This is a genomic window from Aquimarina sp. MAR_2010_214, assembly GCF_002846555.1.
In the GTDB taxonomy this organism is placed as follows: Bacteria; Bacteroidota; Bacteroidia; order Flavobacteriales; family Flavobacteriaceae; genus Aquimarina.
In genome coordinates this window covers 4,935,748-4,948,724 of the sequence record NZ_PJMS01000001.1, presented here as the reverse complement: position 1 = coordinate 4,948,724, position 12,977 = coordinate 4,935,748, and the positions used below count along the sequence as shown (strand labels likewise).

Sequence of the window (12,977 nt, the reverse complement as noted above, 5' to 3'; positions counted from 1 at the left end):
AAACTTCAAATGGTGTAAAATATAAAATGCTATGAATGCAAGGTTAGAAAAGATAGTTAAGAAACTTGATATGAATCCGCATCCTGAAGGAGGATTTTATAAAGAAACGTATAGAAGTGAAGGTGTTATCCCTAAACAAATTTTAAGTAAAGAATTTAATGGGAAACGTAAGTATTGTACTGCTATTTACTTTCTCCTTACTTCAGACAATTTTTCGGCATTTCATAAAATTAATCAGGATGAGATATGGCATTATTATGAGGGGTCTTCTTTGTTTGTACATGTAATCGATTTAGAAGGGAAATATCACTGCTATTCTGTAGGTTTAAATTTAGATGAAGGAGAGCTGCCTCAATTGGTAGTTCCTGCGGGTTGTTGGTTCGCTTCAAGTGTAAAAAATGAGAATAGCTATTCTTTGGTTGGGTGTACAGTATCTCCAGGTTTTGATTTTGATGATTTTGAGTTGGGAGAAAGAAAAAAATTAGTTCAGCAATTTCCAAAATATGAAGATGTAATTATTCACTATACAAGAAATTAGCATAGAAGTAGAGAGGTGCTTTTTTAAGAGGAATTGTGTTAATTGTATTTGTGTGGTTTGTTAATCTGTGTTAAATAATCTTTTTAGATGTAACAGATATAGGTAACCAATGGTCTTATAGATATAAATCAATAAAACGAATAGATCATGAAAAAATTGAATGTATTACTTATAGTGGTTGCTTTTGCGATAAGTAGCGTTGCAAGTGCTAATACTAACCCGACGAAAACAGAAAATGCTCTTAATAAGGAAATTAAGGCTTTATTAAAGAAACCATCTTTTAAAATTAAAAAGGAATTAACGGCCTATGTAACATTTGCTTTAAATAGTAAAGGAGAAATTGTTGTGCTATCTGTTGATTCTGAAAGTGAAAAATTAGAAGGATATATTAAGAGTCGCTTAAACTATAAAAAAATAGGAAGACAATATGGTTCTGAGCCTAGAGTATTTAAAATGCCTTTACGTATTGTAGAAGAATAAGATTGTAAACATGTGAATGCAAAAAGTCCCGAAATCATCAATCGGGGCTTTTTTATTTGCCAATAATGTAATTGATACTTACTGTTGCGAGGTCAGAATTCGGAAATTTAGAAAAGTACTTGTCGTCACTTTGTAAGCCCACTTCCTTGATTACTTTTAAAAAAGAATCAATCTCTAAAATATACTGATCAGAAAAACCGTGAGTAGCGTCATATGCGGTAGCTGCGGTTTTACCAAGATTTTTAGCAGTCAATTCTGGGGATATGGTATGCAGTTCTATGACGATTAACCCGAATTTTTCAATATGAGGAGCCCACTTTTTAAAATGATCCTTTAAGTTTCGTTCGACATCACTATTAAGTAATCGTTTTCCCCGATAAGCAAATGCACCTGTAGATTGGCTGGGAATGTCCAGTTGTGAAGTTGGTTTGCTCCAAATCCTATTGTGATCTAGAAATGTTCTTACCGATAATAAATCTTTTAATGCTATTGTGTAGTTTTCCTTTAAATCTTTTTCTAGTAAATCAGGATCGCTAATGTCTCCCCAAATAACTTTGGCCCATATATCTGCTTGGATTAAATTAGCTCTGGTGACTTTTAGAGCAGCTTTATTATAGTCTGCACCTACTAGGAATAATGGGTAATCATCTAAGTGTTTACCTCGTAGTGTTTTGGATTCAATGACTTCAAAAAGGTGAATTAAAAAAGCACCATTGCCACATCCCATATCCAGAATTCCTTTGGGTTGCTCATCCAGAGGTTTATTAAACAGGCTAATAATGATTTCATCAATCTTTTTAAAATATGTAGTATGTGCGCCTCCACTTCCCCATACATTCATTTCTCGATCTACGTGTATTTCGGTATCAGCTTGAGGGTTCCATAGTACATTAGGATCGCCAAATAATAAAGCATCCATTTGTCGAAACATAGGGATATATGAAACAGTTACGCCGTATGCAGAAGCTCTTTTAGCAAAAAACAATCCTTTATTAGTAAAAGTATAGTTGCCATTTGATTTGCTAAACCAACCCAGGTAGCTTAGGAATGTGAGGATGGTGTTAAAGCTTTCTGGAAATTTGTGATATTCATCAGCACTAAAGGATGCTTCCATAAAATATTTATGAAACATTCCGCCCATACCAAGATGTACGGTAGTTGGTCCAACCAAAATGCCTTCTATATGTTTAAGGACTTGATCTTGGATTTGAGTAGTTGTACTGTCTTTTTCAGAGGCTAAGCCAAAGCGGTTTTGATATTTTTTGAATAGTTGTTCAAGTTTATGAAAAGGCTCTAGTTCAAATTTTCGAGGGTGAAATTTACCGGAATATTCTAAGAGGTCAACGACTTCTTCATATAAATAAAAATGATCAAAAGCTAATTCAGAAAGCGCATTGGTTTTTATAATTACGTCATCTTTATTTGCTTCATAATCCAACCAGCCTTGAGCGCTTAGTATGCGCAGAGCGATATTTAGATATCCTTCATTGGTTTTATGAGATGCAGCAATTTGTGAAATTGATATTTCTTTATTGCTAATTAGATAATCGGTAATATTGTTTTTATAAAGAGAATAAGCAACAGGAGCTACAGCAATCCCGTCTAAATGACAGAAAAGCTCTTCTCTAAACAATTGTTTTTCGGCTGCGGTAAGCATAGATACTTAAGTTGAGTGATTGTTGGATGAAAAATATTGGTCCAACCAAATTAAGCATTTATTTCGAAGTAAAAAACGTTAGTTTGTGTTCTTATCCTTTGTAGAGTCTTTCTTTTTTTCGGGCATCGGACCTCTAAGATGAATAATTAACCCGTTTAGAAAGTTACGTAGTATTTGATCACCACATTCCATGTATTTTGGATGATTTTCATTTCTAAAAAATGCACCCAGTTCACTTTTGGTTACTTTGAAATCTACCAGTGCGCAGATTTTTACAATATCGTCATCACGTAATTTATGTGCAACCCTTAACTTTTTAAAAATATCATTGTTTGTTAAACCCATACTGCAAAGGTATATTTTTTGAATTGAAAATGGGATTAAAATTAGAAGTTGAATATAAAGAATGTTATATGAGTTTAGTTGAAAATCACTATTTTCGGCAAAAAGTAATTGGTTTATGTATAGTAAAGAAGAGAAATTAAGTTTGCTTTCTGAAATGATACAGTTTGCAAAAGCAGATAAAAAATTTAAAGAACAAGAATATAACTTTATTCTTGTCATTGCATCGCAGCTTAAGATTACAAAAGAAGAGGTAGATATTTTGATAGAAGAAGGAGTAGAAAAAAAGAATTTACAGCCCGAATCACAAAGAATTCTTCAATTTCATAGGTTAGTGCTGCTTATGAATATAGATCAGGAGACTTCTCAATTAGAAATTCATAAGATAAAAGAAATAGGAATGCGTATGGGGCTAAGATTAGAGGCAATTGATACGGTTCTCAAGAAAATGAATGACTACCCAAATAAGATAATTCCACCAAAAGAATTAGTCTCTATTTTTACACGTTTTTATAATTAATATATTGAATTGATTTATATGTTGGTTTATACGTTGATTTTGAAACCATTTAGATAACAAAACCGATATTCTAAAATAGAAAACTGACTTATCTGTAATTAAGATTCTGTAACTTATAACTAAAAAAACCCGAAAGAATACTCTTTCGGGTTTTTGCTATTTAAGATATTTTGTCATCTTAGTAAAGATGATTTCTGACAAAATGTCACTGTTTGCATATGAAATAATGACAAAATGTCTTAAAATTTGAAATGGAATCCAAATTGATATATACTCATTGTAATTGAAATTTTGAATAACCTTAAAAATATATATAATGAGTTTACTAAAAAAAACAGACAGATTACCTTTTCTTTTTGATGATTTATTTACTGCCGATTGGCTTGGGGGAACATCTAATGTTAATAAAATCGGTGTCAATACTCCAGCGGTTAATGTGAAAGAAACAGATGAAGATTTTGTGGTAGAATTAGCTGCGCCTGGACTAGCCAAAGAAGACTTTAGTATTGAACTGAATAATGATGTGCTTACCATTTCTTCTGAAACTACAACAGAAAAAGAAACCAAAGATGAGAAAGGTAAGTATACTAGAAAAGAATTTGGCTACAATGCATTTAAACGTTCATTTAGCTTACCAGAAGCGGTAAATGGTAACAAGATTGAAGCTTCATATGAAAACGGAGTGTTATTGGTAAAACTCCCTAAAAAAGAAGAAGCAAAAGTACAACCAAAACGGTTGATTGAGATTTCATGATTTGATTGATTTGAGATTTAGTTAGTTAATGTTTCAAAAACGCTCTTCGATATGAAGGGCGTTTTTGTTTTTTTAACCCAAGTCTAAAATGAAATAACTCAACTAAGGAATTTTTACCCCTTTAAATGGTTAATATTTAAGCATTTTTCAGAATATTAAAAAAATATTCGTATTATTGTGATATCAAAATGATATTATTATGAAATACGAAAAAAATATAAAAGCAAGTAGTGGTTATTTAATGTTAGGTCTACTTATATTAGTTGTAATGGTTATGGTGACTGGTTTACTTCTAAGTGAGAACTCCTTATTTATAATTCTTATAATGGTAATATTGTTTATCATTAAAGGTTTTTTTATTGTAAACCCGAATAGCTCAAAAGTATTGGTGCTATTTGGAGCGTATAAAGGCACAGTAAAGAATAATGGTTTCTTTTGGGCGAATCCTTTTTATACCAAGCAAAGAATTTCTTTACGGGCCAGAAACTTCTATAGTGAACGGGTAAAAGTGAATGATAAAATTGGTAATCCAATTTTGATTAATGTAATTTTGGTGTGGAAAGTAGCAGATACATATAAAGCAGCCTTTGATGTTGATCAGTACGAAGAATTTGTAAGAGTGCAAACAGATGCAGCAGTAAGAAAACTTGCAGGCTCTTATCCATATGATAATTTTGCTGATGGGCAACAGGAAGTAACATTGCTATCTGGTATGGATGAAGTAAATGAAGCTTTAGAAAATGAAATAACAGAACGTTTAGCCATTGCTGGAATAGAAGTTCTGGAAGCCAGAATTGGATACCTGGCATACGCACCAGAAATAGCAAGTTCGATGTTGAAAAGACAACAAGCGGTAGCTATCGTAGCAGCTCGTAAAAAAATAGTAGAAGGAGCTGTTGGTATGGTAGAAGATGCTTTAACCAAATTATCTGCAGATGATATTATAGATTTTGATGATGATAAGAAAGCATCTATGGTGAGTAATTTAATGGTTGTCTTGTGTGGAGATAAAGAAGCAACGCCAGTAATTAATACTGGAACATTACATTCGTAATTTATGAGTAAGAAAAAATCATTTGTTCTTAGAATAGACCCAGAAACTTTTAAGTCGATTGAGAAATGGGCTGATGATGAATTTCGAAGTGTTAACGGGCAATTAGAATGGATGATACATAAAAGCCTTAAAGATGCTAAACGTCTAAAACCTAAAAAAAAGTCTAACGATTCTGAAGAATAGTATAAAGATTTTAAATATTTACTAGTGTGAAAATGCTCCTGCTATACCGGGAGCATTTTTTATAGTGATATTTAAATAGAATTTATAACCAACCTGGATTTAATTTTACCAACAAGATAATATGCAAAAATAAGATTCGGAATCCAGCAAAGCCATGCTACTATTTGATATGCAATGATAAAATCTCCAATAAGCATAATAAGTATAGGTAGCCATATTCTAAGTGTTACTGCAGAAAAACAGGCCGCATAACTGTAATACATCATAGTTTGATGTTGGGGTATCTGGGCATTTTTGGCATACCAATACGCTTTATAGGTAGTGTATACCCATAGTATTCCTAAGCATATGAACCCAAGAGATGCGATAATCCCTCCTGTGGCAAAGAAGCCAATGTAAATTCCCGAAATTCCACTTATTAATACCATGACTACATAGATTTTTCCAATACGTCTATGTAATTCTGATCGAGAAATTCTTATTTTTTTATTAAACTGAATCCAACCTATTAGTAGTGCAACGCCTCCTAAAAAGATATGGCTATAAAAGGCGATATTCCAAGCTGTGTTAACTAGTAATTCACCATCTTTTGAGGATAATAATCCAAACTTTGGGGCTGTAAAATATAAAAGGGGATAGCTTCCTATTACAGTACATAATAAGGCAAAGACAACTTGAATAATTTTTTTCATTATCTGGAAATTAAAGGTCTAGCCATTTTTTGAAATTAGAAGTCCGTTCCCGGGAAACAATGATCTTTTCATCGTTAATAGGTTTTAATTTCAGTAATAGTCGACTATTAAAATAACTGTGGATCTCGATCACGGCTTTAACAGAAATCATAAATTTTCTATTAATTCTAAAAAAATGAATAGGATCTAGAATTTCTTCCAGTTGATCTATAGTGTATTCAATAGGGTAATGTTTTCCAGTATGTGAATGCAAGAAAATAATTCCTTCATGAGATTTAAAATATGCAATATCATCAACATCAAAAGTGTTAAATTGATTTCCGACTTTTACCATGAAACGGCGTTTGTATTCTTTTCCAAACAAGTTTTTGATGCGTTCGAATTTTTCATCGTCTATCGATTTACTAGAATCCGTAAAGTTTTTTTTGTATTTGAAAAGAGCATTTTTCAAATCTTTTTTGTCAATTGGCTTTAAAAGGTAATCCAGCCCATTGTACTTAAAACCTCTTATGGCATATTCATTATATGCCGTAGTAAATATTATAGGGGGATGATCTTCTAGAGTGTCTAAAATATCAAATCCATATCCATCATTTAACTGAATGTCTAAGAATATTAGATCGGGAAGTGGATTATTTTCAAACCAATCACGTCCATTCTCGACAGAAGTGATTTGACCAGTAATCTCTATTTCTGGTGCTAACTCTTCGATGAGATTTGCTAAGCGTTTAGAGGCTATATTTTCGTCTTCAACAATTACAGCAGTCATTTTATGAAACTTTTATCATGGTAACTTCTTTTATATCTTTGGTTAATAGAGGGAGAGTAACTTTAAAGTATTCATGCTCTGTTTCTATTAATACCTCTTGATTTGTATAAAAAGAATACCTCTTTTTAATATTTTTAAGCCCTAATTGTGTTGATTCTTCTTTTTGTTTTCTTACACGTAAATTATTCTGAATATTAATACTGCTTGTTTCAATAGATGAAATACTAATTTCCAAAGGCCTTTCTTTAGAAAAATAATTATGTTTTAAAGCATTTTCTACAAGCATCTGTAATGACAATGTCGGGATTACATATTCTTTTGGGTTAACCGAAATATGAGTAGTAATGCTAAGTGCTCCTTCGTGTCTCACATTCATCATAAATATAAAGGAATCGAGAAAATTTAATTCCTTCTCTAAACTCACCAGGTCTTCTTCGCGGTTGTCCAGAATATATCTGTAACATGTTGCTAATCGGGATACAAAATCAGAAGCTAAATCTCTGTCTTGATACATTAATGATGTAAGAGTATTTAAGCTATTGAACAAAAAATGTGGACTAATTTGATTTTTTAGAGACCTATACTTAGAGGTCATAACTTCTTTTTTTAGCTTATTCATCGTATTTTCCATTTCTTTCTTCTGTTTTAGAGAATAATAAAAAAGATTAAAAATGACAACGGCAAAACCTAATAACGTAGCTCTGAAAAAATCTATTCTAAATAGTAACCAGGGTTTATCAGTATTAATTTCACAAATGTGATTAAATTCAAAAATTGCCAAATAATACAGTGAAGCAGCTATGGGAATAAAAATCACCATATTTATAGCAATGATCTTCATCCCATTATTTAAATCCAAGCTTTTACCTTGATTAGATGTAACCTCCCTTCGTATTAACCAGTCATTGGTCTCCCAGGTAAACATGAAGAGAAAAAAAGCAGTGAAATAGTAAAATAAACTAGTCGCATCAAATTCTGTAACATCACCGCTATGATCAATAGTCAATTTAATAAGGAAATAAACCACGTTTATAACAATAAAACGAAATGTAAACTTCTTTATGTATGCTTTAGATATCATGTATTAAATTCAATAATAGATGTGTTCTTCTTTAATAGTACTGGTAAAGATACATAACAGATATGCAATAATCATTTATAGATATGTTCAATCGTCAAATAAGGTGTTGAACTGTTTTAAACAAAGTTTGACCTGATAACACAGGATATTATTTCATTTGATACTATTCAAACTTGTTTTTTGACATTTCACAAGTAAAAACACCAATTGGGTATTTTTAATTTTAGGAGTAACAAAAGAAGTCACAGATTTGAGCAAAATAGTAATCAAATCATGAAAAAAATCACTTTTGTATTTATTATTGTACTTGGATATATGGCAAGTGCACAAACAGGAATAATCAAAGGTCTTGTAATTGACAAACAATCAGAAAGCCCTCTGCCAGGAGCTACAATTGAGTTATTAAATGTAGAACAAGCTATTGGGGTAGTAACTGATATGGATGGGTATTTTACACTAGAAAATGTACCGCTTGGTCGTCAAATGATACGAGTAAGTTATATCGGATTCGAGTCGATTACAATACCTAATATTGTAGTAACTTCTGGTAAGGACGCAGCGGTTAACGTAGCACTTATAGAAGCTTTTGATCGATTAGATGAAGTTATTATTACATCAGAAACAAATAAAGCTCAGGCTATAAATAAACTCACATCTGTTTCGGCCAGACAGTTTGGAGTCGAAGAGGTGACAAGGTTTTCGGGAGGAAGAAGCGATGTTGGTCGTTTGGCGGCAAATTATGCTGGAGTTTCTTCTCCCGATGATAGTAGAAATGATATTGTAATACGAGGTAATTCCCCTGTTGGATTGTTATGGCGAGTAGAAGGAGTGCCAATACCAAGTCCTAACCATTATTCGACACTAGGAACAACAGGAGGTCCGGTTTCCGCTTTAAACCCTAATCTGTTGAAAAATTCAGATTTTATTACTTCTGCTTTCCCTGCAGAATATGGAAATGCAATCGGAGGAGTATTTGATCTTGGGTTTAGAAAAGGTAATGTAGATGACTATGAATATACAGGTCAGGTTGGTATTTTTACGGGAGTGGAAGCAATGGCAGAAGGGCCTTTAGGAAAAAATAAAGGTTCATTTTTGGTAGCTGGAAGGTATTCGTTAGTAAGCCTTTTAGGAATTGGAGCCGGAGGAACATCAGCTACACCAAATTACTACGATGTTTCGTTTAATGTTGATTTTGGAAAAAGTAAATTAGGTAACTTCTCATTATTCGGGATTATTGGTTTTTCTGATATTGAATTTCTTGGAGATGATATTGATGAAGATGATCTATTTGCTGCCGAGGATGAAAATTCGAAGGCAGATTCTGGTTTTGGAGTGATTGGTCTAAAACATCAGATCAATATTGGCTCATCCTCTTTTTTGAGAACAACAGTGGCAGGATCTTTTGCTACTAATGAATTTCAGGCGGATCGTTTTATTGAAAAAAACACCCCTCAAGAACGTATTATAAAATATACTGAAGCCGATAATGCAGAATCACGACTCACATTCTCTACGCTTTTTAACTCTAAGTTAAACAGTAAAATTACATTACGAACAGGAGTTTTGGTAGAGAATTTCGGAATAGAATCCCTACAACGTGATCGGGAGAAGCAACCAGATGTTGATGGTGATGGTGATCCTGATCTTTTTACGTTTACAGATATAGATGAAAATCTAACCATTATTCAACCTTATATTCAAGGACAGTTTAGACTTACAAAGAAACTCACTCTAAATGCAGGACTACACGGGCAGTATAGTACTTTAAATGAACAATTTGTATTTGAACCCAGAGTGGGACTTTCTTATAAAGTTAATCAGAATCATCGCTTTAGTTTTGGGTATGGATTGCATCATCAACCAGTTCCTTTACCATTATTGTTTTTAAATCAAGATGTTAATGGAACACTGGAACAGATCAATCTAGATCTTGATTTTGTGAGAAGCAATCATTATGTACTAGGTTATGATGTAAGAATTAGTAAAGGTTGGAGAGGTAAAGTAGAGGTATATTATCAGGATGTTAGTAAAGCTGCTGTAGAACCCTTTTCATCAAGTTATTCTTCTTTAACAGAAGGATCAGATTTTGGATTCGAAAACGATAGAGTGTCGTTGGTTAATGAAGGTACAGGTTTTAATCAAGGAATAGAGTTGACTTTAGAGAAGTTTTTTAGCGATGGATATTACGGATTGTTAACCACTTCGTTATTCGAAAGTAAATATGAAGGAAGTGATGGTATAGAACGAAATACACCTTTTAATAATGGGTATGTGTTAAATCTTCTTGCCGGAAAAGAATTTACTGTTGGTAAGGCAAAGAAGAATGTGTTGTTTTTTGATACTAAATTAACAGTTTCAGGAGGAAGGTATTATACTCCCGTTAATTTGGAAGCTTCACAATCAGCAGGTTTTCAGGTGTTAAGAGAGGAGTTGGCTTTTAGTGAGCAAAATGATGGTTATTTCAGATGGGATGTCAAATTTGGCTACAAAATCAATAGTAAATCAAAAAAACGTTCTCATCAGTTTTATGTTGATCTTCAAAATGTAACTAATAATGAGAATATTTTTGCACGTCGCTACAATCGTTTAACTAATCAGGTAGATCAAGTAGATCAAATAGGGTTCTTTCCTGATTTTGGATATCGTTTTCAGTTTTAAGTAAAACTATTTCTCATTAGTATGGAAGTGAGCGGTATAGAAGTGTGTTCTAGATATCATCTTAAGATAATTAAGGATATTTTGAAGGCCAAATGAATCTGTACAAGTATTTGTGTGTAATTTTTGCAAAGAGGCTGTCTGAAATATACTTTTTAGACAGCCTCTTTTGTTTAATTCTTCTTTTTTATGTTTTCAGAAATAAAAATATTGATATCATTCTGCAATTGCTTTGGAATACTCTCGTCTTCTATCCATGTATGAATATCTCCTAAATAATGCATGTCAAGATAATTTGCACTTTCTATAAATGGCATTGTAAAGCCTTCCTTTAATTCTGGTCCAGAACCACAGCTTATCATTCCCATCTTTTTTCCTCTTAACTTTCTTCCGGTTGTCTTTTCGATTTTTATACAATCCGTTATCCGATCCATAAAAGTTTTCATGATTCCACTCATTGCATACCAATATACTGGTGTAGCAAAAATAAGTGTATCATAGTTCTCAACGACCTCTTTTATTGTGGGTAGAAAATCATCATCCCTATTCTTAAAATCATAATCATAAGGGCCTATGTTTTTAGATTTCAGATCTATGATATCAAATCCAGTTCTTTCTTTTATAAATAATGCTATTTTGTTAGTGTTTCCATTGCTTTTTGAACTCCCTTGTAGTATTACTCCTTTCATATTCTGGGTTTAAAGATTATAGAGCAAAACTATTTCGTTTATAGCACTTATCAAATAAGGGGCATATTTTACCCTATGTTATTTAATAAACAATTTGCTGAGAAAGGTTAAAAACAGGCAGGAAACTAATACTTTAAAGCTAATTATACCATTGTTTTATTGCAATAAGATGACTTTTCAAACTCTCTAAGGTTAATAGAAAGAATAGGAACATCGGGAAACATTGTTTTTAATGTGCTTACTATTTTTTTAGAAAGATTAGCTTTTTGATGATCATCTCTACCTTCCATCAGGTTACCAAAAACATGAATAAAATCATCTTTAGTATTTCCTACAGTGTAGTATTTAAAAGGGTTAATTCTTACTTTAATATCACCTACTGCAAAAAGTCCGGTAGCATCAGCCGCGTTGTATACGGCTTGTATGATTTCTTCGGGTGATTTTAATTGAATAATGTGTTCAGAACAATCTAATATGAAATGTGGCATGTATTATTTTATTTATTATTTGATCTTTGTTTTCTATACAGGTATGGAAATCTAATTATTCTGAAAATAGTGTTCAACCTGTATAATCTTCTCTTCTTTTTCTTTGTCAGATAACCAACTTGCTTTGAAGCTGTTTATAACTAATTCTGTAATTTGTCTTTTAGAAAGATTAAGTGCTTGTGCAATACCTAGATAATTTTCGTTCATATACCCCCCAAAATACGCTGGATCGTCAGAATTAATTGTTATTAATAAACCTTTATCCATCATTTCTAGTAAAGGATAATTTTTTAAATCGTTAATCACTTTCAATTCAAGGTTTGATAGCGGACATAATGTTAGTGGTATTTGTAAATCTGCTAGTAGTTTTACTAATCGATCATCTTCTAAACACCGGTTACCATGATCAATACGGGTTATTTTTAATAAATTAATAGCTTCCCAGATATATTCTGCAGGTCCTTCTTCTCCTGCATGCGCTACTGTAATAAAACCTTCTTCTTTTGCTTTGGCAAAAACGCGTTCGAATTTTGAAGGTGGATTTCCTACTTCAGAAGAATCTAAACCAACTCCACTAATCCATTTTTTGTATGGTAATGCTTGTTGTAATGTTTCGAATGCTGAGGTCTCATCTAGATGTCTTAAAAATGATAGAATCAGTTTATAAGTAATCCCCAGTTTTTCTTTACCATCTTCTAATGCTCGATAAATTCCTTTAATAACGGTATCAAATGAAATACCTCTATCCGTATGAGTTTGAGGATCAAAAAAAATCTCTGTGTGTACAAGGTTTTGTGTGTGAACTTTGGTAAGATACGCCCAGGTAAGGTCATAAAAATCCTGTTCTTCGATCAATACATCGGCACCAGCATAATAGATATCAAGAAACTCTTGAAGATTATTAAAATTATATGCACTTTTTAATTCATCGACTGTGGAGTATTTGATTTTTTTATTATTTCTTTTTGCAATTTTAAACATTAACTCAGGTTCGAATGTCCCTTCGATATGTAAGTGAAGTTCTACTTTTGGTATACCTTCAATAAACTTTTCAATTGAAATAGTACTCATAATG

15 protein-coding genes are annotated in these 12,977 nt (G+C 32.3%); 7 read left to right on the top strand and 8 right to left on the bottom strand.

The window, feature by feature from the left end; translation table 11 throughout:
- The first annotated feature begins 31 nt into the window (after window positions 1-31).
- Both ATE84_RS21155 and ATE84_RS21150 read left to right on the top strand, forming a co-directional pair.
- Entirely contained in the window at window positions 32-538 is a 507-nt protein-coding gene (locus ATE84_RS21155; protein WP_101449858.1) for a cupin domain-containing protein, read from the top strand.
- Between the two features lie 147 nt (window positions 539-685).
- Window positions 686-1,018, top strand: coding sequence for a hypothetical protein (locus ATE84_RS21150; RefSeq protein ID WP_101449857.1), 333 nt, complete (start codon window positions 686-688; stop codon window positions 1,016-1,018).
- Between the two features lie 52 nt (window positions 1,019-1,070).
- Here ATE84_RS21150 and ATE84_RS21145 read toward each other — a convergent pair whose 3' ends face one another.
- Entirely contained in the window at window positions 1,071-2,675 is a 1,605-nt protein-coding gene (locus tag ATE84_RS21145) for a class I SAM-dependent methyltransferase (RefSeq protein ID WP_101449856.1), read from the bottom strand.
- Between the two features lie 78 nt (window positions 2,676-2,753).
- A complete protein-coding gene (locus ATE84_RS21140; RefSeq protein WP_101449855.1) occupies window positions 2,754-3,020 on the bottom strand; it encodes a DUF1456 family protein in 267 nt (88 codons plus the stop codon).
- 115 nt (window positions 3,021-3,135) lie between these two features.
- Here ATE84_RS21140 and ATE84_RS21135 point away from each other — a divergent pair, with 115 nt between their 5' ends.
- The 4 genes from ATE84_RS21135 to ATE84_RS21120 all read left to right on the top strand — a co-directional run bounded on the left by ATE84_RS21135 (window position 3,136) and on the right by ATE84_RS21120 (window position 5,528).
- Entirely contained in the window at window positions 3,136-3,537 is a 402-nt protein-coding gene (locus tag ATE84_RS21135; protein ID WP_101449854.1) for a hypothetical protein, read from the top strand.
- 316 nt (window positions 3,538-3,853) lie between these two features.
- Window positions 3,854-4,291 carry an Hsp20/alpha crystallin family protein gene (locus ATE84_RS21130; RefSeq protein WP_101449853.1) on the top strand — a complete coding sequence of 146 codons (438 nt, stop codon included), beginning with the start codon at window positions 3,854-3,856 and terminating at the stop codon, window positions 4,289-4,291.
- A 199-nt stretch (window positions 4,292-4,490) separates the two neighbouring features.
- Entirely contained in the window at window positions 4,491-5,345 is an 855-nt protein-coding gene (locus ATE84_RS21125; protein WP_101449852.1) for an SPFH domain-containing protein, read from the top strand.
- Window positions 5,346-5,348: 3 nt separating this feature from the next.
- Window positions 5,349-5,528 (top strand): hypothetical protein, encoded by a 180-nt coding sequence (locus ATE84_RS21120; RefSeq protein WP_024771257.1) that lies wholly within the window; start codon window positions 5,349-5,351, stop codon window positions 5,526-5,528.
- 71 nt (window positions 5,529-5,599) lie between these two features.
- On the opposite strand, the gene ATE84_RS21115 is transcribed toward ATE84_RS21120, so the two are convergent.
- From ATE84_RS21115 to ATE84_RS21105, 3 genes are read right to left on the bottom strand one after another with little or no spacing between them, the layout of a single operon-like run.
- The gene (locus ATE84_RS21115) at window positions 5,600-6,220 is read right to left on the bottom strand and encodes a DUF2306 domain-containing protein (RefSeq protein WP_101449851.1); all 621 of its coding nucleotides are present in this window, start codon (window positions 6,218-6,220) and stop codon (window positions 5,600-5,602) included.
- A gap of 10 nt (window positions 6,221-6,230) precedes the next feature.
- The gene (locus tag ATE84_RS21110) at window positions 6,231-6,989 is read right to left on the bottom strand and encodes a LytTR family DNA-binding domain-containing protein (RefSeq protein WP_101449850.1); all 759 of its coding nucleotides are present in this window, start codon (window positions 6,987-6,989) and stop codon (window positions 6,231-6,233) included.
- A gap of 1 nt (window position 6,990) precedes the next feature.
- A complete protein-coding gene (locus ATE84_RS21105) occupies window positions 6,991-8,070 on the bottom strand; it encodes a sensor histidine kinase (RefSeq protein WP_101449849.1) in 1,080 nt (359 codons plus the stop codon).
- A 273-nt stretch (window positions 8,071-8,343) separates the two neighbouring features.
- Between ATE84_RS21105 and ATE84_RS21100 the strand changes: the two genes are divergently transcribed.
- Window positions 8,344-10,728: a TonB-dependent receptor gene (locus ATE84_RS21100; protein WP_101449848.1), complete on the top strand. Its 2,385-nt coding sequence runs from the start codon at window positions 8,344-8,346 to the stop codon at window positions 10,726-10,728.
- Between the two features lie 170 nt (window positions 10,729-10,898).
- On the opposite strand, the gene ATE84_RS21095 is transcribed toward ATE84_RS21100, so the two are convergent.
- The 3 genes from ATE84_RS21095 to ATE84_RS21085 form a co-directional block, all read right to left on the bottom strand.
- The gene (locus ATE84_RS21095; RefSeq protein WP_101449847.1) at window positions 10,899-11,414 is read right to left on the bottom strand and encodes a flavodoxin family protein; all 516 of its coding nucleotides are present in this window, start codon (window positions 11,412-11,414) and stop codon (window positions 10,899-10,901) included.
- 143 nt (window positions 11,415-11,557) lie between these two features.
- On the bottom strand, window positions 11,558-11,902 hold the full coding sequence (locus tag ATE84_RS21090) for a 5-carboxymethyl-2-hydroxymuconate Delta-isomerase (protein WP_101449846.1): 345 nt from the start codon (window positions 11,900-11,902) through the stop codon (window positions 11,558-11,560).
- 51 nt (window positions 11,903-11,953) lie between these two features.
- The gene (locus ATE84_RS21085) at window positions 11,954-12,973 is read right to left on the bottom strand and encodes an adenosine deaminase (protein ID WP_101449845.1); all 1,020 of its coding nucleotides are present in this window, start codon (window positions 12,971-12,973) and stop codon (window positions 11,954-11,956) included.
- Window positions 12,974-12,977: the final 4 nt, after the last annotated feature.